Genomic DNA, 24,909 nt, shown 5'->3' with positions numbered 1-24,909 from the left:
ATGCCCATTCTCACGGCTATATGTTGAGTGTCGAGTCTGAAAAGCGCTGTCAAACCGTCAGCAAAAATGCCGCCTTTATGCATACTGGATGGATTGGAACGCCCGTGACGGAAGAGAAAGATGCCAAAAATCCGACGCTGGTCGACGTGGCTAAGTCCGCAGGAGTGTCGCTCAGCACAGCTGCGCGCGTCTTGCGCAATTCCGGCTATCCAGTCGACGACAAGCTGAGGGAAAGCGTCACTGCAGCGGCGAAATCGCTCGGCTACGTGCCCAATCTCGTGGCCCGGCGGCTGCGCGGCGGCAAACAGGGCGTCGTCGGCCTAGTCATCGGCGATATGCTTGACGCCCACTACGGCATGATCGCCGAGACCGTGACCGAACGGGCCGAATCTGCCCACTCAACGTTCGCCATCGTCTGCAACATGCAGCGTGACCCGCTGCTCGAGATCAAGTATCTGCGCAAGCTACTGGAGTACCGGGTTGACGGCATCATCATGGCCGGTGGCGGCTTTGACCAATGGACCCACCATCAGGCACTGGCAGGTACGATCGAAGAACTAAAACGCGCTGGGACCACTGTGGTCTCTTTGATGCCGCGAAATATCGAAGTGCCTGTATTTTCAACAGATAATGAGGCTGTAGGGCTGACCCAGGCTCGATTCATCGTCGAGAATGGTCACACCAAGATCGGCATCTTGCTGGGGCCGGCGCGAAACGAAATGACCAAGCTGCGCATGCAGTCCATGACCAGCTACTTGTCCGGTTACTCTGTAGATTACGCTATTGCCAATATCGATTCCACGCCTGAGGCGGGAGCCCTGGGGGCCGCAGAAATGCTGGAGCGCAACCCGGATTTCAGCGCCCTGATCTGCGGCTCCGATGCGATCGCGTTCGGGGCAATAAATCACCTCCGGGCCCAAGGCATCGACATTCCCGGCCGTATATCCGTCATGGGGCTTGGCAATACGCGGCTGGCAACTCTCTGCACCCCGCGCCTAACCACCGTGGAAATGAATTTCGACCTCGCCGGCAGGGCGGCGCTGGATTTCATCACTTCCCACGATGCAGCCGCAGAGGCGCCCGGCGCCGTGATCCCGCACGATCTGGTTGTCGGGGAGTCGTTTGCCTTAATCGGTGGTGGCGGGGATGAATGGTCCGGTCGGACGAGCCAAGACCAGCTGCCAAAAGTCTGACCCGCCCCTTATTGACACCCGCCTGCTGAAATATTAAACCCGCCAGACAACGTTGTCTCAGAACTTTGGAAACCTGCAATGGCGTCGAATTTGCCGTCCCCCCGCCTTGGACTTCCAGTTCCAAAGGCAATCGCCGTTGCCGGCGCCTCCGACATCAACGGGGGCAACTATTACGGGGCCAGGGTGCTGGCAAATTTGGTCGAGGGCGGCGCAAATGCCGAGATTTACCCGATCAATCCCAGGCTGGCCGGCAGCACTTTGCACAACCTGCCGGTCTACGGATCGCTGTCCGACCTGCCTACGACCCCTGATCTGGTCTTTGTCGTCACGCCGATCAAATTCGTCATTCCTACCCTCGAAGAAGCCGCCAAGCTGGGCGTAGACACCTGTGTCGTGGTCACTGCAGAGGGCGGCAGCGAAGACGAGCGCCGCATCTTTCGCGATCGCATCACGGAACTGGCCCAATCCTCAGGCTTGCGGGTCATTGGACCTAATTCAATGGGCGTAATGAATGGCACGCTCAGCCTCAACGGCAGCTTCGCCTCGGGCACGGTGGGCGGGCGGGTACCACCCGGCACGATCGCCTGCCTCTCCCAGAGTGGCGCCACCTTGTCTGCCATGCTGCAGTGGTTCGGCGACTCCAGCGTCGGTTTTTCCTGGCTGATCAGCACGGGCGACGAAAGTGCCACCGGCATTGAGGCGCTGATGCAAGTCATGGTCGACGATCCGCAGGTTAGTTCGATCATGCTTTTCTTGGAAGGGGTCGGGGATGGCTCGGCATTCCGGCGTGCGGCCCTGGCTGCGAAAATGGCCGGAAAGCCGGTGACGATGCTGCAGGTCGGCAAGTCCGACAAGGGCCGGGAAGCCGTTGCTTCGCATACGGGACGGGTGGCCGGCACGCGCGAGGTTTTCAGCGGGCTTGCTAACGAGACCGGCATTGTCGAAACGGACAGCTTCGTCGAGTTTTTCGGGACGGCCCGGGCGCTCTCGCAGCGGCCGCACCGTCGTGACAACCTGCCACGCGCGCGCCGAGCGGCGATGCTCTCGGTCTCGGGCGGCGCTGCCTCACTAGGCGCTGATCAGATCTACGCCTTCGGTTGGGAACTGCCGGAGTTTTCGGACCGGACGGCGGCGGCTCTTGCGGAAGTAACCGGTCAGACCGGCGTCCACAATCCTGCCGATCTTGGGGGCGTGTGGCGAGATCCAGAGAAGATGAAGCGTGCCATGACCACCATCGCACGACACGCCGATGTCGACACCATCTTTGTCTCGATGGGTGCCGGTGGGGTCTTTGCCGACGCCGTTGCAGCAGCCATCGTTGCAGCTGCCGAAGCGATCACCCAGGACGTCTTTGTTGCCTGGGTAGGCATGTCGGATGCGGTACAAAGTATTTTCGACGAGGCCGGAATTTCGGCTTTCCCTGATCTACCTCTTGCCGTCCGGGCCGCAGAGGCTTGTGCCAAGTTCGCCCAAGGTCAGGCCAACCTGGCGCAGTCAAAAGACCTGATACAATTGCTGTCAGATGCGCCAGCGGCTCCGGAGAACACAGGGCCTATCTCAGCATCCTCCCTCTGGACGGTCACCGAGGCGCTGTTGCACCTGCGTCAAGCCGGTCTGCCCTGTGCGGCCTTCGAAGTGGTTGATAGCCTCGACGCCGATGCTGTCGTCACTTGCGCCGAGACGATCGGCTACCCTGTGGTAGTCAAACTGAGCTCGACCGATCTCAATCACAAATCCGATGATGGCGGAGTCGCCGTTGGGCTCAAAGACGCCCAGGCGGTTCGCGCCGCTGTGGATACGTTTCAGACAATCGCTACCCGAAAAAACCTGACCAGGGCGTCGGTTCTGGTCCAGAAAATGGAGCACGGCGTCGAAATTCTGGTGGGCATCAAGCGCGATCCATCTTTCGGTCCGGTGCTGGTAGTGGGTCTTGGCGGAACGCTGGCCGAACTCCACAGCGAAGTCGCCGCCACCATACTGCCGACCACCCCAGCGGTACTGCGCGACCTGCTGTCGCGAAACACTCGGTTGAACATGCTTCTGGATGGGTATCGCGGCCATCCTGCGGCTGATCGCGAGGCGTTCGTTGCCTTCCTCGCCGATTTTGCCCAATGGGCACAAAATAAGGACGAAGCGCTCCAGGAAGTCGATCTCAATCCGGTCATGGTGTCGGGCGGACAGATCTCGATCGTGGATGCGCGCGCTGTCTGGAATTGAATTAGGCCGCAACAAGGAGGACATCAGTTGCTGGGCGGAAACACGAAGGCCTCGATCACCGGGGTGGGAAATACCCGGTATAGCAAGAAGGCGGATCGTTCGGCCGAAAGGCTCGCGATCGATGCTGTCCTCGCCGCGGCGGCGGATGCGGAAATCGATCCCGAACAGATAGACGGCATCATCCCCTATCCTGGTCACATCGGCGACGACGTAATCCAGGCCGAATTGGGCATAAACCCACGCTTCCGGGTGACGGTGGACATGGGCGGATGCAGCGCCGTCTCGGCCTTGCGGGTCGCCTCGATGGCGGTCATGAGCGGCGCAGCAAAGCATGTGCTGCTGTTTCGCGGGCTTAAAGGCAGTTCCGGCGCACGCAAGGCCGAGCGCCCCTCGTTTCTGCCTGGGCAGTCGTTCCGCCGCCAGCTCGAACATGTCTACGGCATGAATACCCCGGCTCAGCGCTATGCGGTTTTGTGTCAGCGCTACAAGCACGAATACGGTCTCGACCGCCGCACGTTAGGAGAAATCGCGTTAGCCGCTCGGGCCCATGCAAACCTTAATCCGGACGCGCAGATGTATGGGCGGGAACTGACGATGGAGGACTATCTGGCAGGCAGGTTGATTGCCGATCCCTACACGCTGTTCGACTGCTGCCTTGAAACAGACGGCGCCAGCGCGGTCGTCGTTTCCGCCCGGACCGATAGCCGCGACGTGCAAATCCTGTCGGTCGCCGAGGCGCAAGGCGCGTCACCGGATGACACTTCAAACCGCGAACCCTTTCTCGACATAGGTCTCACCCAGGCGGCCAACGACGTCTGGAACGACCTCGGTGTCGGACCGCAGGATATGGATGCGGCGATGATCTATGACTGCTTCACGTTTGAGGTGCTGCACCAGATAGAAGAAGCCGGCTTTGCTGGACATGGCGAGGCTGCGGCGCTGATCGCGGATGGGGGCATTCGTCTGGGGGGCAAACTGCCGATCAATACCCATGGCGGCATGTTGTCTGAAGCCCACCAAGCGGGCCTGAACCATATCATAGAAGCCGTACGCCAGCTCCGCGGTGAATGCGGAACGCGTCAGGTCCAGGATGCCCGGCTGATCGCGGTAACCGGATGGGGACAGTTAGGCGACGGCAGCTTTGCCGTTCTGGGAGCACGAAATGTTTGATCTCGACCAAATTCCCGTTCCCGACCTGGCCGATCAGAACTTCGCCCCGTTCTGGGAAGGGACACGCGGGAACAAGCTGATGGTTCAGCAGTGCGAAGCCTGCGGTACACACCGCTGGCCGCCGCGCCTTACCTGCAGAAGCTGTCGGTCGACAGACGTCGCATGGGTGGACGTCATGCCCCGCGGGACCCTCTACACCTATACTACAGTGGGCCGCGCCACCGCGAAGGGGTTTTCGTCAACGCCTTACACCGTGGGGTTCGTCGCCCTCGATGCCCCAGCAAATATACGAGTGATCGGCAACGTGATCGGCGTCGAACCGTCGCAGTTGGCAATCGGCATGCCACTAGAGGGCCACTTCGTGTCGGCCGGGCCCAACCGGGAACTGACCCTTATTCACTGGGCACCAAGAAGCGCCTGAGAGGGCGCTAAAACGAGGATTGACTATGGACGGCTTGGTTTACAGCACGATCGAGGATCGGGGTCATATCCGCATTGTCACGATCAACCGACCCGAAGTGATGAATGCGCTCAATCGGGAAGCCAGTCATGAGCTCGAAGCGGTTTGGAACGACTTCGCAGCGCACGACGACCTTTGGGTCGGCATCATCACGGGCGCGGGCGACCGTGCCTTTTCCGCGGGCAACGACCTAAAGGCGCAGGCGGCGGGCAAGAGAGGTCCGAGACCCCATACCGGCTTCGGAGGTCTCGCCATGCGCTTCGATCTGGCAAAGCCGGTGATTGCTGCGGTCAACGGACTGGCCCTTGGCGGAGGGTTCGAACTGGCCTTGGCCTGCGATCTCATCATCGCCACGGAGAATGCCTATTTTGGCCTGCCTGAAGGTAAAGTCGGAATGATCGCCTCAGGTGGCGGGGTACAAAGGCTGCCCCGCATCATCCCTGAGAAGGAAGCGCTCGGCATTGTACTGACGGGACGCCGCGTGCCGGCCGAAGAGGGGCGCCGGCTCGGTTTCGTCAATGAGGTCGTGCCCGCCGGCCAAGCGCTAGACGCGGCTCTGAAATGGGCAAACCTGATTTTGGAACAAGCACCCGTAGCTGTCCGCGCCGCCAAGGAGGCAGTCTTTGCATCGCTGGATAAGCCCACCCTGGAGGACGCCATCCGCACGACTTACCCAATCCACGCCACTCTGACCAGCACTGAAGACTTCATTGAAGGGCCCAGGGCCTTTGCCGAGAAGCGGAAACCCGTATGGAAAAACCGTTAAGCGATGACGCAAGGCGAAAGCTATGCATTGCCGGCTCCTCTCACGTGCACAGTGGAAGTTGGCCGCCATAGTTCAAGGTTTTGAGACATCAGCCAACTGGGATGGCGTAGACCTCACCTCTTTTCAGGCAGCCAGCATGGCCAAGGGGGTGCTGCGCCTTACAGCACCCAATCCTGGTCCGGGAACCGCCGACGGCACGAACACGTATCTGGTGCAGGAGGCGGAGGGGATCGTGGTGATCGATCCCGGGCCAGAGAGCGACGAGCACCTTTCACGCATCCTCCAACTGACACACGGAAACATTATTCGTATCCTGCTGACGCATGGCCATCCAGATCATTGCACCCTCGCCCCCGCACTTGCCGCCTCAACCGGGTCTGACATCTGGGGCTATGCGCCCAACCTCGCCCCTTTTGCTCTCGATAAGGTCTTAGGAGAAGGTGAAACGATCGGGTCGCTCACAGCCATTCATACGCCCGGTCACAGCCCCGACCATCTTTGCCTCTCCTACGGAGACGGAGTGCTTTTTACCGGCGACCTAGTGATGGGCTGGGCAAGCACGGTGGTCTCGCCACCGAACGGGCGCATGGCGCATTATTTCCAAAGCCTCAGGCGCCTGCTTAGCCGTAGCGATATCAGGTATCTTCCCGGCCATGGCCCGCCGGTGGAAACCCCGCAGGAGAGAGCTTGGGAGCTTTTGGCGCGCAGAATGAGGAGGGAGGCCGAGATAGCAGACCAACTGTCCAAGCCCGTCACCATCACTGCCTTGCTGGAAAGTCACTATTCCCACACTGCGCCTACTTTGCGCGGCGCCGCCCGCCGGATGGTACACGCTCATTTGCTCAAGCTGGCTGATGAAGGCCGCGTGGCCACTACTGACGGCGGAGAGACCTGGGTTTCTGTGGAGAGCGCCGCAATCTAGGGATAATTTGTATCGTTAAACATGACAAATGCAGCCCACTAGACCGAGATCAATGGCAGCTTCAATAAGACTTGCCCAATAGCGGACAGACCGCTGCCGGCCCCATTCTTGCCGTTGGTCGGTCATGCTGAATGTCTGAAACGGGGCCGTTAGCTGACCGGCAGCTTTAAGAGCCGAGGTGCCCGACAGTTGCCTTTCAGCAGGTCGTCAAAGCCGTTGCCGACCTCACCATCATTTCCGGACGGGGAGAGCACCTCTGCTGCCAGTTAGAAACAGAAACGGCCTGAATCTTGCAGATCCAGGCTGCTGATCGCTCGCCTAACTACTCAGTGACGCCCTTAAGCACCAGGTTCAGGTAGACTCGACCGTCACGGCGCGGTTCGTACTGGAGCCGTGGAGAGGTGCCGTACAAGGTGGGCTCGGTAAACAACCACACCACAGGGGCCTTCTCAGCGACATATGCTTGGGCCGCGTTGCACATCTCGGTCCACTTGGACTGATCAAACTCCTGGTTGAAGGCTACAAACATTGCTTCGAACTTGTCGTCCACCCAGCTCATACGGTTCGAGCCGGAATCTTTTTGCACCAGAAGCAGATCGCCCTGACATGTGTAATCGGGACCAGACGAGCTGTTCATCAGGTCGCGGTAACCGGCACCTTGCTGCGCCCGCATTTGGGAGCTGACCGAGGCATCAATCACCCGCAGGTCAGCAATTTCGATTCCCACTTCCTTCCAGTACTCCGCCATGACCTGCGCCATGTCGCTGTCCATCAGATAGGAGCCGTTTGTGGTGTCGAAATTGAGCGACAGCCGTACTCCGTCCTTTTCGCGAACACCCTCGCTGCCGACCACCCAGCCAGCTTCGTCCAAGAGCTGCTCGGCCTTCTCCGGATCATAGGCATAAGGCTTTAGGTTGGGATCTTGATGGGGCGGATTGACCAGATCTATGGAACACTCCGCCATTCCGCCAAGCAGAGCGTCCGCCATTTCCTCGCAGTTGATGGCATAGTTCATCGCTTGACGCACTTTGACGTCGGCGAGTGCGGGGTGGCGGCCCTGCTTGATGGCTACAAACAGGCGGCGATAGCTCGCGGCAACGACGACATTTACCCCTGAACTCTCGAGGTCTGCTTTGAGGTCCGCCGGGACCCCCACCATCAAATCGGCAGACCCAGCCTTCATCTCACTGATGCGGGTTGCAACTTCGGGCACGGCCCTGATCACAACGTCGTCTACTGGCGGCTTGCCCAACCGGTACTTTTCGAAAGCCTTGAGCACCAGACCCTCACCGGGTCGGTAGGATACGAACTGGTAGCCACCCGCACCCACTGGGGCAAATGCAACCTGTTCAGGCGTATGCTCGGAGTAGTATTTAGGTGGCAGAAGCGAAAGTTCAGGATTGACCATATGCGAGGTGATGATCGGATCAGGCGCGGTCATCACGAGCTTTACCGTTAGGTCATCAACCTTTTCCATGTGGTCGTATTTCAGCGCCCCGAGCGCGAAGGTCAGGTCGCCTTCCCCGGCTTCGAATAATCTCTTGGCGCGGTCGAATGTGAACACGGCCGCATCGGCGTTGATCGGCTCGCCATTATGGAACACCAAGTTGGGGCGGATCTTGATCTCCCAGTCCAAGGGATCGATCATGGTAATCGACTCGGCGATCGCCGGTACCACCTCGCCTGCGTTGTCGAGGCGGAACAGTGTTTCATGGATCGACAGGATGACATTGGCGTCAGCCTGCGTGAACATCGGATCGAGACTGACCGGCTCGGCGCGTTCAAGGAAGATAACCGGCCTGCTCTGGGCCATCACCGGAGAAGATGCAACAGCACCTAAACTCAGGCTGAGCGCAAGGAGCGCCGTTCGTAAAAGACCGTGTGGTTTCATTCTACTCCCCTTCAGCTGCGATGGCGTGCATGTCACGCTTTGACGAATTTATTGGAGAATGTTCTTCAGGCGCGGATCAAGGTAATCCCGCAGCCAGTCTCCGATGATGTTGATAGCCAGGACCGTTAGCGAGATCGCCAGGCCGGCTGGGATCGTCAGCCAGTCTGCCACCCCGATATACTGGCGCCCATCCGCCAGGATGGTGCCCCAACTCGGCACGCTTGGCGGCACGCCGACGCCCAAGAAACTCAACGACGCCTCCGCCACGATATTGCTGGCGACCGTGAAACTGGCGATGACGATAATCGGGCTCCAGATGTTGGGCAGGATATGCTGGAACAGAACGCGCCATTGGCGCTCCCCAGTCGCACGCGCGGCCAGCACGAACTCATCGTTCTTGATCGACAGCACCTGGCTGCGCACGATGCGGGCGTACTGCACCCAGCCGGTCAACCCCAGCACCAGTATGAGTTTATCGAGCCCGCTGCCGAGGACGGCCATTATGGTCAAAGCCAGCAGGATTGTGGGGAATGACAGTTGGATATCGCAAATGCGCATGAAGACGTCGTCCACGACCCCGCCAAAGTAGCCGGACAAGAGCCCGACGAGCAGGCCCACCGTCCCTGAGATCACGACGGCGGATATCCCGACCGTCAATGAGACGCGCGCGCCGTAGATGATGCGGCTCAACACGTCACGTCCAAGTGTGTCGGTGCCAAGCCAGAAGGTTACGCCAGCGCTGTTCTGGTAGCCGGGGGGCTTCAGTCGCTGGATAACCTTGATGGCATAGGGGTCGCTGGGCGCCAGCCACTGTGCAGTGAGGGCGGCAAGAATGACGAGCAGGAGAATGAAAACACTCACCAAGGCTGCCTTGCTGCGCAACAAGCGCGGCAGGAACTGACTTTTCGAGGCGGGATTTGCCTCTGAGGCGGCAGACAACGCCAGAACCTCCTGCTCGGCTGGGATCAAGGCATCGCCCTTAGGAGGCTGTTGGATCAAGGTCATGAGCCATACCGGATGCGCGGATCGATCCAGGAATAAGCCAGATCGATGAGCAGGTTCACGCCTGCGAAGATCAGGGCCAGCATGATCACGCCGGCCTGCACGACATAGAAGTCCTTCGAGCCAATAGCCGAAACGATCTCGCGACCAACGCCCGGCCAGCCGAAGATGGTTTCCGTGATCACCGAGCCACCAAGCAGGAAGCCAAGTTCCAGCCCTATGGCGGTGACGATCGGCAGAAGCGCATTGCGGAGCACATGGGCATAAACAACGCGGTTTTCGGAGATGCCCTTGGCCCGGGCGGTGCGCGTAAAGTCGCGCTGCATAAAGTCCAGCATGGACGAGCGCGTCAGCCGCATATTGCGAGCGATGGGAAAGGCAGCCAGCGTAAGGGCTGGCATGACCATATGCGCCCAGGTGCCGCTACCGGAGATCGGCAGCCATTTCAGCTGTACCCCAAACAACAGGATCAGCAGAATGCCGAGCCAGAAGCTGGGGATGGATTGGCCCGCTAAGGCGAAAAAGGTGGCGACATGGTCCAGGGGCTTGTGGGCCTTAATTGCAGACAAGACGCCAAGTGGTATGGAAATCAGCAGCGATAGTACAAAAGCCACCGCCGCGAGGGTCACCGTAGCGGGCAACTTGTCCATGATCACCTGAAACGCAGGCTGATGGCGAACAAAGGAGTAGCCAAAGTCTCCATGCAGCGCGTTCCAGACAAAGCTGCCATATTGAACAAACCAAGGGCGGTCGAACCCCATCTTGACCCGATACTCCTGGATCTGCTCCACGGTCATTCGATCAGTCGCTTCGCCCAGGATCACCTCGGTGGGGTCCCCGGTGACAAACAGCATGCCAAACGCAACTACGCTCACTCCGACGACGACGATTAGAGACTGCAGCAGGCGGCGGATAACGTAACTCACTGCCGGGGGACGCCTTGTTGCTGACCCGGAGATACCCCATCCAGGGTCTCGGCGTAATGACATGCAACCCAGTGACGAGGAGCGGCTTCCCGGAACCCCGGCTCGACAGCGCGACAGTGATCGGTCGCAAAGGGGCAGCGCGTGCTGAACTGACAGCCTGTGGGAGGATTGGCAGGGCTGGGAAGATCACCTTGCAGCAGTATGCGTTGACGCTGCCGTTCCAGCGGCGGATCGGGGATGGGAATGGCCGACAGCAACGCCTTGGTATAGGGGTGTAGCGGATGCTGATAGAGTTCGTCGCTCTCGGTTAGCTCCATCATCTTGCCCAGATACATGACCCCGACGCGAGTGGAGATGTACCGCACCATGCTCAAGTCATGGGCGATGAAGAGGTAAGTCAGCCCCAATTCCTCGCGCAACTGCTCAAGCAGGTTGATGATCTGCGCCTGGATGCTGACATCGAGAGCGGAAATCGGCTCATCGCAAACAATGAAGTCGGGGGAAGTTGCCAATGCCCTGGCGATGCCGATGCGCTGACGCTGCCCTCCCGAGAACTCGTGCGGGAAGCGGTCGCGAAACGCAGTCCTGAGCCCGACCTTGGCCATCAGGTCGGCAACCACCTCCTTTTCCTCCCGGGGATTCTTCACCAGGCCATGCACGCGCAGCGGCCGAGCGATGATCTCCCCTACCCGCATATGTGGATTGAGCGAAGCATAGGGATCCTGAAAGATCATCTGCATATGCCGGCGCGCCTGGCGGATCTTTCCGGAATCTTGCTTCAGCAAGTCAGCGCCCTTGAAATGGACTTCCCCAGCAGTGGGACGATAAAGCTGCAGGATTGCACGGCCAGCAGTGGTCTTTCCGCAACCGCTCTCCCCTACAAGCCCCAGCGTTTCGCCTTTTTGGATGTCGAAGGTAATGCCATCAACAGCCTTTACAGCCCCGATCTGGCGATTGAGGACGCCGGCGCGGATCGGGAAATGCATCTTCAGGTCTTTGACGCGAACAAGGGGTTGGGCGCTCACTGACGTGTATCCCCATGCCGCAATCGATCATGCCAGCAGGCAGCCAGATGGCCAGGTGCCACTTCTGCCAAGGGCGGCATTTCTCCCCGGCAGATCTCGGTCGCATGGGGGCAGCGCGGCACAAAGGGGCACCCGGTGATGGTGCCAAGCATATTGGGAGGCAAGCCACCGATCGCCTGCAACTTACGCTTGTCGCGCGCATCCAGCCGCGGCAGCGAATTCAGCAGCCCGATAGTGTAAGGATGAGCAGGACGGGCATAAAGCTCGTCCACCGGCGCTTTTTCCACGATATGACCGGCATACATAACCGCAACATTGTCGGCCAGGCGGGCTACAACTCCAAGATCGTGCGAAATCCAGATCACCGCAGTGCCCAACTCCGCCTGCAGTTTCTTGATCAACTCCACGATTTGCGCCTGGATGGTCACGTCCAATGCCGTGGTTGGCTCGTCGGCGATAATCAGTTGAGGCGAGGACGACAGCGCCATGGCGATCATGACGCGCTGGCGCATGCCCCCCGAGAACTGGTGTGGATAGTCATTGAGGCGCTTTGCCGGCGTGGGTATGCCCACCATGCCCAGCAAATCTGCGGCCTTGGCGCGGGCTTGGCGGCGCGTCAGATTCTCGTGCGCCTGAATGCTTTCCGTGATCTGGGCTCCAATCCGCATGACCGGATTAAGCGATGTCATGGGATCCTGGAAGATCACCGAAATCTCGCGCCCGCGCACATTACGCATGGCGCGGTCGTCCAATGAAAGCAGGTCGACGCCATTGAAGTGAATGGAGCCGCCGACGATTCGTCCAGGCGGCGATTGGATAAGACGCAAAATTGACAGCACGCCAACTGTCTTGCCGCTGCCGCTTTCCCCCACAATGGCCAGGCATTCGCCCTTGTTGACGGTGTAGGAGATGCCGTTAAGGGCGTTCACCACACCATCGACGGTATAAAACTTGGTCTCAAGACCTCGAACTTCTAGGACCTTCGCTCCGGGAGCGGCGGCAGATCTGAGATCGGGGGCACTCGCAGAAGTTGCGCTAATAGCCCGACCGCTGCGAGCATCAACTCGTGCACTAGGCGTGTAGGCGTCAGTCATCCGGTATGGTTCTGCCTTTCCGAATACTCCAGCCCTTCTGTTCACCCTGCGGTGTTCACCTCGGACGGGAGCATCATCCCAAATAACAGCAGATACGTACCTGCCTCCGAAATCAACTCACAAAAACAGCTGCTCACCAAGTAAGCACCCGTATTATACACTTCTTACCTCGGTTCGCGGAGAGCGCAGACTTCACGCAAAACGGAACGCGGATGAGCAAACGGCGGCCCCGGCAGCGGCATGGCTGCACAGGCCGCCGGCCCTCCACTCCGCATCTATCATGTCGGTCTTAGTAACCGCGCTCTGGCTCATAAACATTGCGCAGGGGTTCCCCACGAGCAAAACGGCCCAGATTGTCGATGAAGATGTCCACGATCCGACTATTCTCGGCGTCAACCGTGCTCGCCGAGTGAGGGGAGATCAGCACGTTTGGAAGGTCCCACATCGGGTTCTCCTTGGGTAGCGGCTCGGTCTCGAACACATCAAGGGCGGCGCCTTTGATGCGGCCTGACCTGAGCCCCTCATACATGGCAGCTTCGTTGATCACCTGGCCGCGGGCAACATTGACGATAACGGCACCTGGTCTAAGAGCGTCGAGTTCGGGCTTGTCGATCAGCAAGCGTGTTTCCTCCGTTAATGGGCAGGCAAGGACCAGAGCATCTACATCGGGCAAGACCTGCCGAATGTCTTTTTGATCAATCATGCGACTGACCCCTTCTGGTGCTGCGCCGCCTGTGCGCCGAGTACCCCAGACTTCCACCCCGAAATGAGCGCAATCACGGGCGATTTCCCGCCCAACTGAGCCGAGCCCTACGATCAACGCGCGCGCCCCTTCTAAACCCCGGACGGTGTAGCGCTCCCAATGATGCTCACGCTTCCGAACATCGAGATAAGGCACGTCACGGAAAAAGTAGAGGAGCCCAAGCGAGGCGAACTCCGCCAGGGGCCGAGCATGTACACCTGACGCCGTGGTGAAGATGATGTTGCTTTGGTCAAGCTCGGTACGGCGGAGGAACTCTCCAATGCCAGCGCTAGTCGCTTGCACCCAGCGCAGGTTGGGCGCGTTGACAGGCATATTGCTAGGATCTAGGCGATCAAAGTCGAACAGAATATGAGCCTGAGCCATCAGTTCTGACCAGCGAGCGCGCTCGTCTTCGCTCAGCGTCCTCGGCGCTCCATTATGGTCAGCGACATAGCGTGGTCTGGCGAGCAGATCAGGGTGGTGGATTACCTCGTATCGAGCCGGATCGTAGGCCTTGATTCGCTCGACATGCTGGTCTTCCAATGGCGAAGCAATCAGGATGGTAAGCTTGTCGGGAGCATGTTTGATGTTCATGGGGTCTTTGTTCGCATAGGATTATCTCGGAGCCGAGCGCCTTGACGCGCTGCAAGTCTCGCCGTTGGGGCCACTTGCCTACTGCGGTGGAAGTTACCTCGGCTTGTGCCGGAACTCGGCCGCGGTAATTGCGTCCGTCCATCGTTAGCCAATAAGAACCTCAGCGGCTACTGCGATGAGTGTGCTTTCGCACAACGAAGAGGTGGATTTTAAATTCCCAATCCAGGTCTTACACCCTTCTTGTACTTGCACATGAGCAATCATCAGGCGACTTTCCTGTCCCGCAACTCGAATGCCAAGCTTGTGCAAAGTATCTTATGTGCGCCATACCTGCGGAGGTAACCGACGCGCAAGGAGCGGATGCACCGGGGCGGAGCGGGATGCCGGCTGTGTAGGCGGGCGGTCGATAGCAGATACTTAGGGGCCTCGGCATTGCCTGGCGTCTCCAGCATAAGGACGACGCGCGCGTCGAGATAGCGGACCGCCTGCTTTCGAGATGTCAGGTCGGTACACTGCACGGCGGAAACGGCGCGCCTTGACGCCATCAGAGCTTGGAAAGCCAGAGCATGGTTCAGAGGGGCCGATGTTCGGTGTCAAAGCAAGGTGCCGCTGATCCCCTCAGCGGACAAAAAGGTGCTGACCCGTTCAGCGGCCGCGAGGTCGAATTTCGGCGAGGGCACTTCACCTGCGAACGTGTGCTTGAACCCTGAGGCAGTGATCAAGCAAACGGTGCCTAAGCGTGCCACGCCGGGATTTCTCATCAGATAAGCCACACCCGCACAGGCGGAGATTTCTGCGTCCAGACCGTCGTGCCGTAACAATGCTGTTCTGGCTGCGTCGAGCTCTTGGTCGCTCACCGCCATAACGAGCCCGCCGCTCTGGCGCACGGCATGCAAGACCCTCGTGCCGTCTGCGGATATCCCTCGAGTCGGTCTGCCATTGGGGTGGCCTTGGTCTCGACTGCACTGACCCAGGGCATGACCGTTTCGCCATCCTCGGCACCGACCAATGTCGTCCAGCATTAGGTCCAACGAGAACACCGGCGGATTGCTCGAGGGCTGGGCCTAATGACCACAGCCATGAACGGGCGCCTGCTGCCAGCAAGGGGTCTGTTTTGCTGCGTAAGCTAACTTCAACGACGGAACAGGCCGTTAGGCGGCAACGCCATCTACAATGACATGGTCGAACTGGCGCGAGCACTTCTCGATGCGGGCATCCACGCCATAGACACGGCGCAGCATGTCGGCGTTGATGACGTCGAGAGGCGAGCCGCAAGCCTGCATCTTGCCATCGGCGATCAGCAGGACCTTGTCGGCAAAGCGCAGCGCCTGGTTGAGATCGTGGATCGCGATCAACACGATCATGCCCTTTTGCCGGGCTTGTGCCTGCATGAAGCTGAGCACTTCCACCTGCCGGTGCAAATCCAAGGCGCTGGTGGGCTCGTCCATCAACATCACGTCGGGCTCGCGCACGAGGGTCTGGGCGATGGATACCAGTTGCCGTTGGCCGCCGCTGAGCGCCCCAAGGTCGCGAAAGGCGATCGGCTTGATGTTGAGAGCCGCCATCACCTGGTCGATGAACCGCAGATCGGCATCGTCCACCGACCAGCGGCTGCCTTGCTTGCGGGCCGAGAGGATCGACTCGTAGACCGTCAGCACCGCATTGGCCGACGTGTCCTGCGGCATATAGCTGATCGCCTTCTTGCCCTTGCTGGTATGGGCAAGGCTGACCTCGCCGGGCCCGTTGAGGAGCCCGGCAATGCGCTTGAACAGCGTCGACTTGCCCGCCGCGTTGGGGCCAATCACCGCAATGATTTCGCCGGAGTGGAATTCGGGCGTGCTGACGGCAGCGATGGTGAGCTTCTTGCCGTAAGACGCACCCAGGTCCCGGAGCTGAAGGCTTACCATGAGCGCCTCACATTGGAGAGGATCAGCGAAATAAAGAACGGCACGCCAACCAAAGCGGTGATGATGCCGATGGGGAAAACGACCCCGGGAATGATCGACTTGGAGACAATCGAGGTGACCGACAAGAGCAAGGCTCCGGCGAGCACCGAGCCCGGCAGGAAGAAGCGCTGATCCTCACCCAGGATCATGCGGGCAATATGGGGACCAACGAGGCCAACAAAGCCGATCGTGCCGACAAAGCTCACCGGCACCGACGCCAGGAGCGAAATGATCAGCATGGTCTCGAGCCGGATATAGCGCACATTGACGCCAAAGCTCGCCGCCTTGTCTTCGCCCAGCCGGATGGCCGTCAGGGCCCAGGCGTTGCGGGCAAACAGCGGCAGCGCCACCAGCAACACGGCCAGCGTGATCCAGATCTTGGGCCAGGTCGCCTTGGTCAGGCTGCCCATGGTCCAGAACACCACCTGCGACAGCGCCTGTTCGGACGCCAAATATTGCACAAACGCAAGGAGCGCATTGAAGGTGAAAACGAGGGCGATGCCCAGCAGCACCACGGTTTGCACGGTGACGCCGCGCATTTGCGACACGAAATGGATGAACAGCGTGGCGAGCAGCGCCATGACAAAGGCGTTGACCGGAACGATCAGCCCGGCAGCAACCGGGATGAGTGGCACGGTCGTGACAATGCCCAGTGCGGCGCCAAAGCTCGCCGCGGCCGAAATCCCCAGCGTAAACGGGCTGGCGAGCGGATTGGCGAGAATGGTCTGCATCTGTGCGCCGGCCACCGATAGCGCTGCGCCGACGACGATCGCCATGACAGCCACGGGCATACGGATGTCCCAGACCACGGTGCGTACTTGCGCCGACACCGCATCCGGATTGAACAGCGCCAGCACCACCTGATCGAGACCATAGCGTGCCGGCCCCCAAGCGAGGTCGACCGCAAAGGAAAAGCAAAGCGCCAGGCTCAGCCCCCCCAAGATAAGCAACTTGCGACGGGTGCGGGCGCGATATTCACCGCGCCCTTCAGCCACCGCTTCCGTCAGCAGAGAGCTATCCGCGGCGGCCATGATTTACTCGTCGGCCTTGAGCGACAGCCAGGAGCCCGGCTCGTATGCAATGGGCAGGAAGCGATCATAGAAGGCCTTGAAGGTGGCGTCAGGATTGGTATCGGCGAAAAGGTCGGGGTGGAACCACTTGGCCATCTCGGCAATCGCTACGAACTGGTAGGGGCTCGTATAGAACTGGTGCCAGATGGCGTGCACATTGCCCTCGGCGACCGCCGTGGAGCCGGTAAAGGCCGGCGCCTCGACCAGCGACGCGAGGATCGCGCGGCTCGCTTCGGCATCATCGGCAGTGCCCGGGCCGACGCTGACAAAGCCAGTGGCATCGGGAGAATTGGTCCAGTCCGAGCCGGTCACCACGATGATGTCGGGGTCCGAGGCGATGACCTGTTCGGGATTGATCGAGCCGGTATAGCCGGGCAGGAAATCGGAACCGAGATTGTTGCCGCCCGCTAGCTCCACCATGAGCCCGAAATTGTCGGGACCAAAGGTGCCGCAGCATTCAACCAAACCGGCAGCGCGATACATGAAAACGTCGGGCCGCTCGGGATTGTTCGCCGCCAGCACGGCCGCAATCTTGTCCATTTCGGTCTGCCAGAAGTCGGCGACTTCCTGGGCGCGCTCTTCCTTGCCAAACAGCTGCCCCAGGATGTGCAGGCTGGGCACGGTGTTGTCGATGATGTGCTCGCGGAAGTCGACATAAACGATCTTGACCCCGATGCCCTCGAGCATCTCCTCGAGCTTGACCTCGTCGGCTGCGGTCTTGTTGCCGATGGGCAGGATCAGGACGTCTGGATCCAGCGTCACCACGGTTTCGGTCTGCAGCGTGCCATCGGTCAGATTACCCAGGAACGGCAAGTCCTTGGCCTCCGAGAACTTGGCCGCATAAGCATCGAAGGACTTCTGGTCGGTGGTCCACAGATCATTGCGCCACCCCACGACCTTGGCGAAGGGGTTCTCGGTTTCGATCGTGGCCAGCGAATAGAGCATGCGCCCTTCGCCCAGGATGACCCGCTCGACGGGCGCATCAAAGGCGACTTCGCGCCCGGCGACATCAGTAATCGTGAACGCCTGGGCCCACGCAGGCAGAGAGAACGACGTCAACACGGCCAGCGCCGGCACGAGCATTAGACGCGACATTTTCATTTTGCTGTCTCTCGGAAAACTTGATACGCAGAGTCAGCTATTAAAGATGAACTCCTAGATCAAGAATTATCTTTTAGAGCAATTATAAGGTGTTAGGCAGGAACATGAGTGGCTTCGGCGCAAACTATTCTATCCGCGATGAAATTCGGGAATTCTGGTCCGAACGGGCAGCGACCTTTGACCAGAGCGTCGGGCATGAAATCTTCTCGGAAGCCGAGCGCCGCGGCTGGCACCAGCTGATCCGCAAGCATCTGGGCGATGGCGCGGGAAGAAAGGCGCTCGATCTGGCGAGCGGCACTGGCGTTATTTCCCACCTGCTGCACGACATGGGCTTTGCGGTGACCGGTGCTGATTGGTCCGAAGCCATGCTGGCCCAGGCGCGCGCCAAGTCGCTCCAGCGCGGCTCCAATATTCGCTTCATCATGCGCGACGCGGAAAATACGCAGGAGCCGCGCGCCAGCTACGACGTCATCACCAATCGCCACCTGGTCTGGACGCTGGTCGATGCGTCGGCCGCCTTCGAGGAGTGGTTCGAGCTGCTCAAGCCGGGCGGCAAGCTGTTAATCGTCGATGGCAATATGGGCCGCAAGAGCTGGGTCACCCGGCTCCGGCTACGCTTCGGCGGCAAGCCCGGCCACGGCAACCTCGCTCCGGGCATGGCCGAGCGGCTGCAGCGCATCCGGGAACATGTCCACTTCTCCGGCGAAATGCCCGCTGAAACGGTGGTCGCCGAACTGCTCAAAGTCGGCTTTGTCGATCCAGTCATTGACCGCCAGCTCATCGCCATTCACTGGCCCCAAGCCCGGAAGATGAGCTTCTGGCGCGGGCTGGAGCGGCTTACCCAGGACCGCTTTGCGATCTGCGTTCGCAAGCCGTGATATTTGCTCCGGCTCTTCTGATCCAAAGCGGCGCTACAGTTTAAGCCAAGGTTATGCCTTTGCCCTCCACCGGCGGGGATACACCCCCGCTTGGTGGACGGCATTCCAGCGGGTATGGTGAAACTTCGGTAGTATCCTGCCCTTCCACGATGGCGTGACTAGTCGGTCCGGCACTTGCGGGCGCTCTCTGACACACACATATTCGGAGAATGGCAGGAAAAGACCCATCAGGGCGTAAAGCCGACGGCACCGCTCTCCAACCAGGAGTGAGCGGTGAGGTTGCTGCATTCGTCAGGAACGTGAGGGAGTTAGCGAGGCCAAGCGCCCGCCATGACGGACGTGTGCTCTTCGCGCTCGACGCGACGCTCAGCCGCCAGCCAACCTGGGATCTCGCCTGTTCGCTGCAGGCGGAGATGTTTGAGGCGATCCCGAGGGCCAGCGCACTTCAGGTCCAACTGCTCTACTTTCGCGGCTTTGGCGAATGCCGCGCCAGCAAATGGGTGGTCGATGGAGGCAGCCTGGCCAAGCTCATGAGCGGGATTCAGTGCCAGGGAGGGCGGACGCAGATCTCCAAGGCCTTCGCCCATGCCCGTGCGGAGCACGCCAGGCGCCGCATCAATGCCGTGATCTATGTGGGGGACGCGGTGGAGGAGAGTGTGGACGAGCTGGCGGAGACCGCCGGACAACTAGGCCTTCTCGGTCTGCCCCTGTTCATCTTTCAAGAGGGGCGGGATGCGCAGGTGGAGCGGGCTTTCCGAGAGTTTGCCCGACTAAGCAAGGGCGCATATGCACGTTTCGACTCGTCGGCGCCCCAAGAGCTCGCAGCGCTGCTCAAGGCGGTGGCAGCTTACGCGAGGGGCGGTAGCGACATGCTGAGGCTGCAAGCCAGTCCACAGGCCCAAGCGCTGCTCTCGCAACTGCGTCCATGACCTATATCCTTTTGGGCAGCCTGGCGCTGCTCGCCACACTGGCCATCTTCAACCAGATCAAAAGATACGATCCTCAACTGCTCAGACGTGGACTTCGCTGGCTGGTGGGCGGTCTGGGCGTTGCAATCGCCACCCTTTTGCTCGTGGCCCGGCGCTTGGATCTTGCATTGTTTGTCGGGGCGGCGGCATTTGCAGTGCTGCGTACAGGCCGGCTTGGCCCCTTTTCCCTCCAAGGACCACTCGGGCCAGCCCACAACATCTCCAAAGTGCGCAGCTACCGCTTCGCGATGGAGCTGGATCACGACACCGGGGCCGTTTCCGGCAGGATTCTTAACGGTGAGTTCGCTGGGATGGACCTGCTTGATCTCGGCGAGGCTGACACACGCACCCTTCTCGCCGAGGTAGCGGGGGATGCCGACAGCCTCAGCCTGCTGGAGAGCTGGCTTGACGCCAACCGCAGCGGCTGGCGCGAGTACTTCGCCCAACAGGACAGCGGTGGAACCGGGGAAGCTGCCCCTGAACGCGATCCACTGGAGGAAGCTTACGCCATTCTGGGTCTCGAGGCTGACGCGACCGAAGAGCAAATCCGCACCGCTCATCGCGAGTTGATGAAGGCGGTGCATCCGGACCATGGCGGCTCGAGCTATTTGGCAGCCAAGATCAACCAGGCGCGTGACCTGCTACTCAAGCACGCCAAGTAGGGCCGGCTGTCTGCGGCGATCACCTGGCCGTCTTCCTTGGTAAACCCGCCACTACCAGGATCGATTGAACTGTCCAGGACCACTTCTGACGGTCCGCCCGGGCGGGCCACGGGTGGCGTCTTCGCCTAGGGCCGGTTCGGAACCTCTGCCTTGTCGACGCTTTACACCCTGGACATCACCACCGCAGCTGACAGCGTTTGGGCTCGGTCATGCGCTGACACGACGCTCAAGGACATGGCGGCATGTTAAAGCCCTTCATCATCAACAAGCCGGTATTCTTCGGGTCCCTTCTCGTCATAGGGGCCTTTGTCGCGATCGGGGTTTTCTTCCCGAACCAAGCTGATCATATTTTCGGCTCAATGCAGGCCGGTATTTTGCAGAGCTTCGGCTGGTTCTACCTGCTGGCCGTCGGAATTTTCCTTATCACCGTCGTGCTCCTTTGCTTTGGCCGTTATGGGCGCCTCAAGCTCGGCCCCGATGATTCCACGCCCGATTTCAGGTTCACCTCGTGGATCGCCATGCTTTTTGCCGCCGGCATGGGGATTGGCCTCATGTTCTATGCGGTGGGCGAACCGATGACCCACTTTATGGCACCCCCGACAGCCGAGCCCCGCTCTATTGCCGCGATGCGCGAAGCTATGACCGTCACCTTCTTTCACTGGGGCATCCATGCTTGGGCAATCTACGCGGTGGTCGGCTTGTCGCTGGCCTATTTCGGCTACCGCTACAAGCTGCCGCTAACTATTCGCTCGGGTCTTTATCCGCTGCTCAAGGAGCGTATCAATGGTCCCATCGGCCATGCGGTCGACATCTTTGCGATTGTCGGCACCATGTTCGGCATAGCGACCTCCCTCGGGGTGGGTGTTTCCCAGATCAATGCAGGGCTGGCTTACCTGCTGGGTGTTCCCATCGGTCCTGTTGTTCAACTGCCGCTTATCGCGCTGGTAACGGCGCTGGCGACCGTCTCGGTCGCCACTGGATTGGACCGCGGCGTGCGCATTTTGTCGGAAGCCAACCTGGTAGTGGCGATCCTACTGATGCTGTTTGTGCTAGTCGTGGGGCCGACCACACAGTTGTTTCGTGATCTGGTACAGAACCTAGGGCTTTATCTTGATAGCCTGGTACTACGTACCTTCAATATCTACGCTTACCAGCCGACACCCTGGATCGACGAGTGGACATTGTTCTATTGGGCCTGGTGGATTTCCTGGTCTCCCTTTGTCGGGATGTTTATCGCCCGTATCTCCCGCGGTCGCACCGTTCGGGAGTTTGTGACTGCGGTGCTTTTCATTCCCGCCGGCTTCACTTTCATCTGGATGACTATTTTCGGCAACACGGCAATCTTCATCGACACGGGTATAGCAGCAGGCGCAGTGGGACAGGCTATTGCGGCGGATGTTTCAACTGGCCTCTTCCACTTCTTCCAATACCTTCCGTTCAGCAACATCACCTCAATTTTGGCAATACTTCTGGTCGCCATTTTCTTCGTCACTTCAGCAGACTCAGGTTCATTGGTCATCGATTCCATCGCCGCAGGTGGCGAGACCCAGACCACCACCGGCCAGCGGGTTTTCTGGTGCTTCATGGAAGGAATTGTTGCCGCAGCGCTCCTCGTGGCCGGAGGCTTGGGCGCATTGCAGTCGGCAACAATTGCCACCGCCCTGCCCTTCACCTTCGTCATGCTGGGCTTGGTTTGGTCGTTGTACCTCGGAATGCGCGCCGACCTGGCACAGCTATATCCCCAAGGTGGCGCGGCTGCCGTGCCCGCCCATGCGGCTGTAGAGCTAACCTGGCAACGCCGCTTAGCCTTGATGATGCGGGCTCCCAGCAAGCAAGAAGTTGAAAGCTTCATCACCACAGAGGTTCGACCCGCGCTCGAACAGGTCGCACGTGAATTGGCCGCACGTGGTCGGCCCGCCTGGGTTGAAGCGGACGAAGCTGGCGCTGTTGCCTTGCGTTCTCCTGCCCAAGGGGTGCGCGATTTTGTTTATGGCGTCAGCGTTGCATCCCAGCCAGTCGCCAATTTTGCCCCTCTCGCGACCGGCCAACCAGAACCGCGCTATGAGGCGCGCACCTATTTCTCCAGTGGTGGGCGCGGCTATGATGTCATGGGCTTACATCGCGATCAGTTGATTGCCGACGTGCTGGCACAGTTCGAACGCTACCTTCATCTTACACAAGCCCCGGAGTCCCAGCTCCTCCATGGGGCTCCGGAACACACGCTGGATAGCTGACATGCCGGCGATGTTTGCCGGCTGGGACGCTGTTGGAGCTGAAATATACCATCGCAACGCGAAGGCAGAGTGGGAGTGCCCCCTGGCGGCAAGCGGCTCATTCCGGCCATGCGGGACGAATTTTCAATTCTGAAAGCTTCCATCAAGCTCATCCTCGATCCGATGCGGACCTAAACGGTCGGCATCGGACTTCTCGAAGCTCCGACTAGTCAGCGAGCGCAAGCGCATCGGCGCCGGCCGGAATACGCACTGGTGCTGCCGGGTTGGTTGCCGCGTACCACACGGCCTCCGCCACGTCGGAGGATCGGGTTTTAGGAGCGCCAGGCGCCCTCATGGCCGTAAACACCGTTTCCGCAAAATCGGCGTAGGCGTCGGGGAAGCCACCATGGTCCTCCAGGCGGGAAAGAGCTGTGGTGCCAAAGCTGGTGTCAGGTGCGGCATCAGGAAGAACGATCTTCACCGCAATGCCGAAGGGCGCAAGCTCGATGGCGAGGGATTCGGTAAATGCGTTCACGGCGGCCTTGCTTGCGGTGTAGACGGAAAGCAGAGGCAGCGGCTTCATCGTGACGCTCGAGGTCACGTTGATGATGAGCCCCGCCTTCCTGGCCCGGAACTGAGGCAGCACGGCCTGCACCATCCGCATCGTTCCGAAGGTGTTGGTCTCGAAGACGGACCGCACGACATCTATCGGCGTGCCCTCCAGAGCGTTTAGCCAGCCGATACCGGCATTGTTGACGAGAACATCGATCGGACCTGCGGCCTCGATCGCGCGGGCTACGCTGTCGTCCTTGGTCACGTCGAGCGGCAGCAGCACCAGGTTCTCCGAGGTCGGGAACAGATCCAGGCGCGGGGACCGCATTGTGGCAATGACCTTCCAGCCATGGCCCAGAAAGTGTTTGGCGATGTCGAGACCAAAGCCCGACGAGCAGCCTGTGATGAGAACGGTATTCATGGAAAGATCCCTTGGCGGAGTTCGAAGTTGCTTATGTGGACCTGCCAAGGAGGACGCGCTATGATAGAGCCTCGTGTTTGCATCAGCGAGCGTCCGATTGATCGATCCCCTCGCCGAAATCGTCACCATGCTGCAGCCGAGCATGCCCTTCTCGAAGGCCGCCAGTGGTTCAGGCAGTTGGCGCGTGGAGGGCGCAGCTGAAGGCAGCCCGTTCTTCGCCGTCATTCTGGACGGCTCTTCGAGGCTCAGCGTCGATGGGGAACCGGAAGCAGAGTTGAAAGCAAATGACTTCGTGCTCGTTCCGGCATCCTGTCGCTTCACCATGTCGAGCAGTGAAGCCGACGTGGAGGAAGGTGTTGATCCCCTGCGGGTGACCCGGCTTGGGGAGGAGACCCGGCACGGCGACCCAAGTGGGCATCCGAATATGCGGGTGTTGGTGGGTCGACTGTCTTTCGGCTCTCCAGACTCAACCCTCATTGTGGCCTTGCTGCCGCGCGTGCTTCTTGTCAGGGGCCAGGCTCGCCTTACCGATCTGGTCCGGATGCTCCGCAACGAAGCCCAAGACACCCGACCAGCGAAAGACATCGTGCTCGAGCGCCTGTTGCAATTGCTGTTGATCGAAGCCTTGCGATCGAACTCCGCGAGCCCGGAAACGCCGGGTATTATGCGTGGCCTGGCGGACCGCCATCTGGGCCCAGCTATTCGCCTCATGCACGGAACACCAGCCAAGGCGTGGACGATCGATGAATTGGCGAAGGCGGCCATGTTGTCTCGATCGGTGTTCTTTGATCGCTTTCAAAAGCAAACCGGCATGGCGCCGATGGAATACCTGCTCTCCTGGCGCATGGCCCTCGCCAAGGACATGCTGCGGCGTAGGGATGGGGGCATGAAAGAAATCGCCAGCCGCATCGGCTATGGCTCCGCAAGTGCATTCAGCGTCGCGTTTTCCCGGTTCGTTGGCCTGCCGCCGAGCCAGTATGCAGGCCTGACCGAACTGGACCACGCATCGGCGCGTACAACCGTTCCTACGGCTTCTTAGCGGCCCTATCAATGGTTCGAACCGCCGATCTGCTGACCCGCGGAACGCATGAGGGAA

General features: G+C 60.0%; 22 protein-coding genes. 11 read left to right on the top strand and 11 right to left on the bottom strand.

Annotated elements, in window-relative coordinates:
* Positions 1-104 precede the first annotated feature (104 nt).
* The 6 genes from ELX51_RS00510 to ELX51_RS00485 all read left to right on the top strand — a co-directional run bounded on the left by ELX51_RS00510 (position 105) and on the right by ELX51_RS00485 (position 6,728).
* Entirely contained in the window at positions 105-1,193 is a 1,089-nt protein-coding gene (locus tag ELX51_RS00510) for a LacI family DNA-binding transcriptional regulator (protein ID WP_164854683.1), read from the top strand.
* A 78-nt stretch (positions 1,194-1,271) separates the two neighbouring features.
* Positions 1,272-3,410, top strand: coding sequence for an acetate--CoA ligase family protein (locus tag ELX51_RS00505; RefSeq protein WP_127751673.1), 2,139 nt, complete (start codon positions 1,272-1,274; stop codon positions 3,408-3,410).
* A gap of 27 nt (positions 3,411-3,437) precedes the next feature.
* Positions 3,438-4,580, top strand: coding sequence for a transporter (locus ELX51_RS00500; protein WP_127751672.1), 1,143 nt, complete (start codon positions 3,438-3,440; stop codon positions 4,578-4,580).
* Positions 4,573-5,001 (top strand): OB-fold domain-containing protein, encoded by a 429-nt coding sequence (locus tag ELX51_RS00495; RefSeq protein ID WP_127751671.1) that lies wholly within the window; start codon positions 4,573-4,575, stop codon positions 4,999-5,001. The genes ELX51_RS00500 and ELX51_RS00495 overlap by 8 nt, the downstream gene beginning before the upstream one ends.
* A gap of 25 nt (positions 5,002-5,026) precedes the next feature.
* The gene (locus tag ELX51_RS00490; RefSeq protein WP_127751670.1) at positions 5,027-5,806 is read left to right on the top strand and encodes an enoyl-CoA hydratase-related protein; all 780 of its coding nucleotides are present in this window, start codon (positions 5,027-5,029) and stop codon (positions 5,804-5,806) included.
* A gap of 136 nt (positions 5,807-5,942) precedes the next feature.
* The gene (locus tag ELX51_RS00485; RefSeq protein WP_164854682.1) at positions 5,943-6,728 is read left to right on the top strand and encodes an MBL fold metallo-hydrolase; all 786 of its coding nucleotides are present in this window, start codon (positions 5,943-5,945) and stop codon (positions 6,726-6,728) included.
* Positions 6,729-7,050: 322 nt separating this feature from the next.
* Here ELX51_RS00485 and ELX51_RS00480 read toward each other — a convergent pair whose 3' ends face one another.
* The 10 genes from ELX51_RS00480 to ELX51_RS00435 form a co-directional block, all read right to left on the bottom strand.
* Positions 7,051-8,619, bottom strand: a complete 1,569-nt coding sequence (locus ELX51_RS00480; RefSeq protein ID WP_127751668.1) for an ABC transporter substrate-binding protein — start codon at positions 8,617-8,619, stop codon at positions 7,051-7,053.
* A 48-nt stretch (positions 8,620-8,667) separates the two neighbouring features.
* Entirely contained in the window at positions 8,668-9,624 is a 957-nt protein-coding gene (locus tag ELX51_RS00475; protein WP_127751667.1) for an ABC transporter permease, read from the bottom strand.
* Entirely contained in the window at positions 9,621-10,547 is a 927-nt protein-coding gene (locus tag ELX51_RS00470; RefSeq protein ID WP_206524676.1) for an ABC transporter permease, read from the bottom strand. Before ELX51_RS00470 ends, ELX51_RS00475 begins: the two co-directional genes overlap by 4 nt.
* Positions 10,544-11,533 carry an oligopeptide/dipeptide ABC transporter ATP-binding protein gene (locus ELX51_RS00465; protein ID WP_127755121.1) on the bottom strand — a complete coding sequence of 330 codons (990 nt, stop codon included), beginning with the start codon at positions 11,531-11,533 and terminating at the stop codon, positions 10,544-10,546. The genes ELX51_RS00470 and ELX51_RS00465 overlap by 4 nt, the downstream gene beginning before the upstream one ends.
* Before the next feature lie 35 nt (positions 11,534-11,568).
* Positions 11,569-12,501, bottom strand: a complete 933-nt coding sequence (locus tag ELX51_RS00460) for an ABC transporter ATP-binding protein (protein ID WP_282567570.1) — start codon at positions 12,499-12,501, stop codon at positions 11,569-11,571.
* Positions 12,502-12,955: 454 nt separating this feature from the next.
* Positions 12,956-14,002 (bottom strand): D-2-hydroxyacid dehydrogenase, encoded by a 1,047-nt coding sequence (locus tag ELX51_RS00455; RefSeq protein WP_127751665.1) that lies wholly within the window; start codon positions 14,000-14,002, stop codon positions 12,956-12,958.
* Between the two features lie 593 nt (positions 14,003-14,595).
* Positions 14,596-14,865 (bottom strand): hypothetical protein, encoded by a 270-nt coding sequence (locus ELX51_RS00450; protein WP_127751664.1) that lies wholly within the window; start codon positions 14,863-14,865, stop codon positions 14,596-14,598.
* 288 nt (positions 14,866-15,153) lie between these two features.
* A complete protein-coding gene (locus tag ELX51_RS00445; RefSeq protein WP_127751663.1) occupies positions 15,154-15,909 on the bottom strand; it encodes an ABC transporter ATP-binding protein in 756 nt (251 codons plus the stop codon).
* Positions 15,903-16,979, bottom strand: a complete 1,077-nt coding sequence (locus ELX51_RS00440) for an iron ABC transporter permease (protein ID WP_127751662.1) — start codon at positions 16,977-16,979, stop codon at positions 15,903-15,905. Before ELX51_RS00440 ends, ELX51_RS00445 begins: the two co-directional genes overlap by 7 nt.
* A 3-nt stretch (positions 16,980-16,982) precedes the next feature.
* Positions 16,983-18,101 carry an ABC transporter substrate-binding protein gene (locus tag ELX51_RS00435; RefSeq protein WP_248305303.1) on the bottom strand — a complete coding sequence of 373 codons (1,119 nt, stop codon included), beginning with the start codon at positions 18,099-18,101 and terminating at the stop codon, positions 16,983-16,985.
* A gap of 122 nt (positions 18,102-18,223) precedes the next feature.
* On the opposite strand from ELX51_RS00435, the gene ELX51_RS00430 reads away from it, so the two are divergent.
* From ELX51_RS00430 to ELX51_RS00415, 4 genes are all read left to right on the top strand, one after another.
* The gene (locus ELX51_RS00430) at positions 18,224-18,997 is read left to right on the top strand and encodes a class I SAM-dependent methyltransferase (RefSeq protein WP_127751660.1); all 774 of its coding nucleotides are present in this window, start codon (positions 18,224-18,226) and stop codon (positions 18,995-18,997) included.
* 341 nt (positions 18,998-19,338) lie between these two features.
* Positions 19,339-19,926, top strand: a complete 588-nt coding sequence (locus tag ELX51_RS00425) for a VWA domain-containing protein (RefSeq protein WP_127751659.1) — start codon at positions 19,339-19,341, stop codon at positions 19,924-19,926.
* A complete protein-coding gene (locus ELX51_RS00420) occupies positions 19,923-20,627 on the top strand; it encodes a DnaJ domain-containing protein (protein WP_127751658.1) in 705 nt (234 codons plus the stop codon). The genes ELX51_RS00425 and ELX51_RS00420 overlap by 4 nt, the downstream gene beginning before the upstream one ends.
* A 242-nt stretch (positions 20,628-20,869) precedes the next feature.
* A complete protein-coding gene (locus ELX51_RS00415) occupies positions 20,870-22,861 on the top strand; it encodes a BCCT family transporter (RefSeq protein ID WP_127751657.1) in 1,992 nt (663 codons plus the stop codon).
* Positions 22,862-23,066: 205 nt separating this feature from the next.
* Here the strand turns inward: ELX51_RS00415 and ELX51_RS00410 are convergent, their stop codons facing one another.
* On the bottom strand, positions 23,067-23,813 hold the full coding sequence (locus tag ELX51_RS00410; RefSeq protein WP_127751656.1) for an SDR family oxidoreductase: 747 nt from the start codon (positions 23,811-23,813) through the stop codon (positions 23,067-23,069).
* Between the two features lie 97 nt (positions 23,814-23,910).
* On the opposite strand from ELX51_RS00410, the gene ELX51_RS00405 reads away from it, so the two are divergent.
* Positions 23,911-24,852 carry an AraC family transcriptional regulator gene (locus ELX51_RS00405; protein ID WP_127751655.1) on the top strand — a complete coding sequence of 314 codons (942 nt, stop codon included), beginning with the start codon at positions 23,911-23,913 and terminating at the stop codon, positions 24,850-24,852.
* Positions 24,853-24,909: the final 57 nt, after the last annotated feature.

Origin of the sequence: Devosia sp. 1566, assembly GCF_004005995.1 — a bacterium.
Lineage (GTDB): Bacteria > Pseudomonadota > Alphaproteobacteria > Rhizobiales > Devosiaceae > Devosia.
This window is presented reverse-complemented; position numbering and strand designations above follow the sequence as displayed.

Excerpts from the sequence above, each read along its gene's own strand:
- ELX51_RS00505 (WP_127751673.1), top strand. The coding sequence starts at position 1,272 with ATGGCGTCGAATTTGCCGTCCCCCCGCCTTGGACTTCCAGTTCCAAAG.
- ELX51_RS00495 (WP_127751671.1), top strand. The coding sequence starts at position 4,573 with ATGTTTGATCTCGACCAAATTCCCGTTCCCGACCTGGCCGATCAGAAC.
- ELX51_RS00490 (WP_127751670.1), top strand. The coding sequence starts at position 5,027 with ATGGACGGCTTGGTTTACAGCACGATCGAGGATCGGGGTCATATCCGC.
- ELX51_RS00485 (WP_164854682.1), top strand. The coding sequence starts at position 5,943 with ATGGCCAAGGGGGTGCTGCGCCTTACAGCACCCAATCCTGGTCCGGGA.
- ELX51_RS00480 (WP_127751668.1), bottom strand. The coding sequence starts at position 8,619 with ATGAAACCACACGGTCTTTTACGAACGGCGCTCCTTGCGCTCAGCCTG.
- ELX51_RS00475 (WP_127751667.1), bottom strand. The coding sequence starts at position 9,624 with ATGACCTTGATCCAACAGCCTCCTAAGGGCGATGCCTTGATCCCAGCC.
- ELX51_RS00465 (WP_127755121.1), bottom strand. The coding sequence starts at position 11,533 with ATGCATTTCCCGATCCGCGCCGGCGTCCTCAATCGCCAGATCGGGGCT.
- ELX51_RS00455 (WP_127751665.1), bottom strand. The coding sequence starts at position 14,002 with ATGAACATCAAACATGCTCCCGACAAGCTTACCATCCTGATTGCTTCG.
- ELX51_RS00450 (WP_127751664.1), bottom strand. The coding sequence starts at position 14,865 with ATGGCGGTGAGCGACCAAGAGCTCGACGCAGCCAGAACAGCATTGTTA.
- ELX51_RS00445 (WP_127751663.1), bottom strand. The coding sequence starts at position 15,909 with ATGGTAAGCCTTCAGCTCCGGGACCTGGGTGCGTCTTACGGCAAGAAG.
- ELX51_RS00440 (WP_127751662.1), bottom strand. The coding sequence starts at position 16,979 with ATGGCCGCCGCGGATAGCTCTCTGCTGACGGAAGCGGTGGCTGAAGGG.
- ELX51_RS00435 (WP_248305303.1), bottom strand. The coding sequence starts at position 18,101 with ATGCTCGTGCCGGCGCTGGCCGTGTTGACGTCGTTCTCTCTGCCTGCG.
- ELX51_RS00430 (WP_127751660.1), top strand. The coding sequence starts at position 18,224 with ATGAGTGGCTTCGGCGCAAACTATTCTATCCGCGATGAAATTCGGGAA.
- ELX51_RS00420 (WP_127751658.1), top strand. The coding sequence starts at position 19,923 with ATGACCTATATCCTTTTGGGCAGCCTGGCGCTGCTCGCCACACTGGCC.
- ELX51_RS00415 (WP_127751657.1), top strand. The coding sequence starts at position 20,870 with ATGTTAAAGCCCTTCATCATCAACAAGCCGGTATTCTTCGGGTCCCTT.
- ELX51_RS00410 (WP_127751656.1), bottom strand. The coding sequence starts at position 23,813 with ATGAATACCGTTCTCATCACAGGCTGCTCGTCGGGCTTTGGTCTCGAC.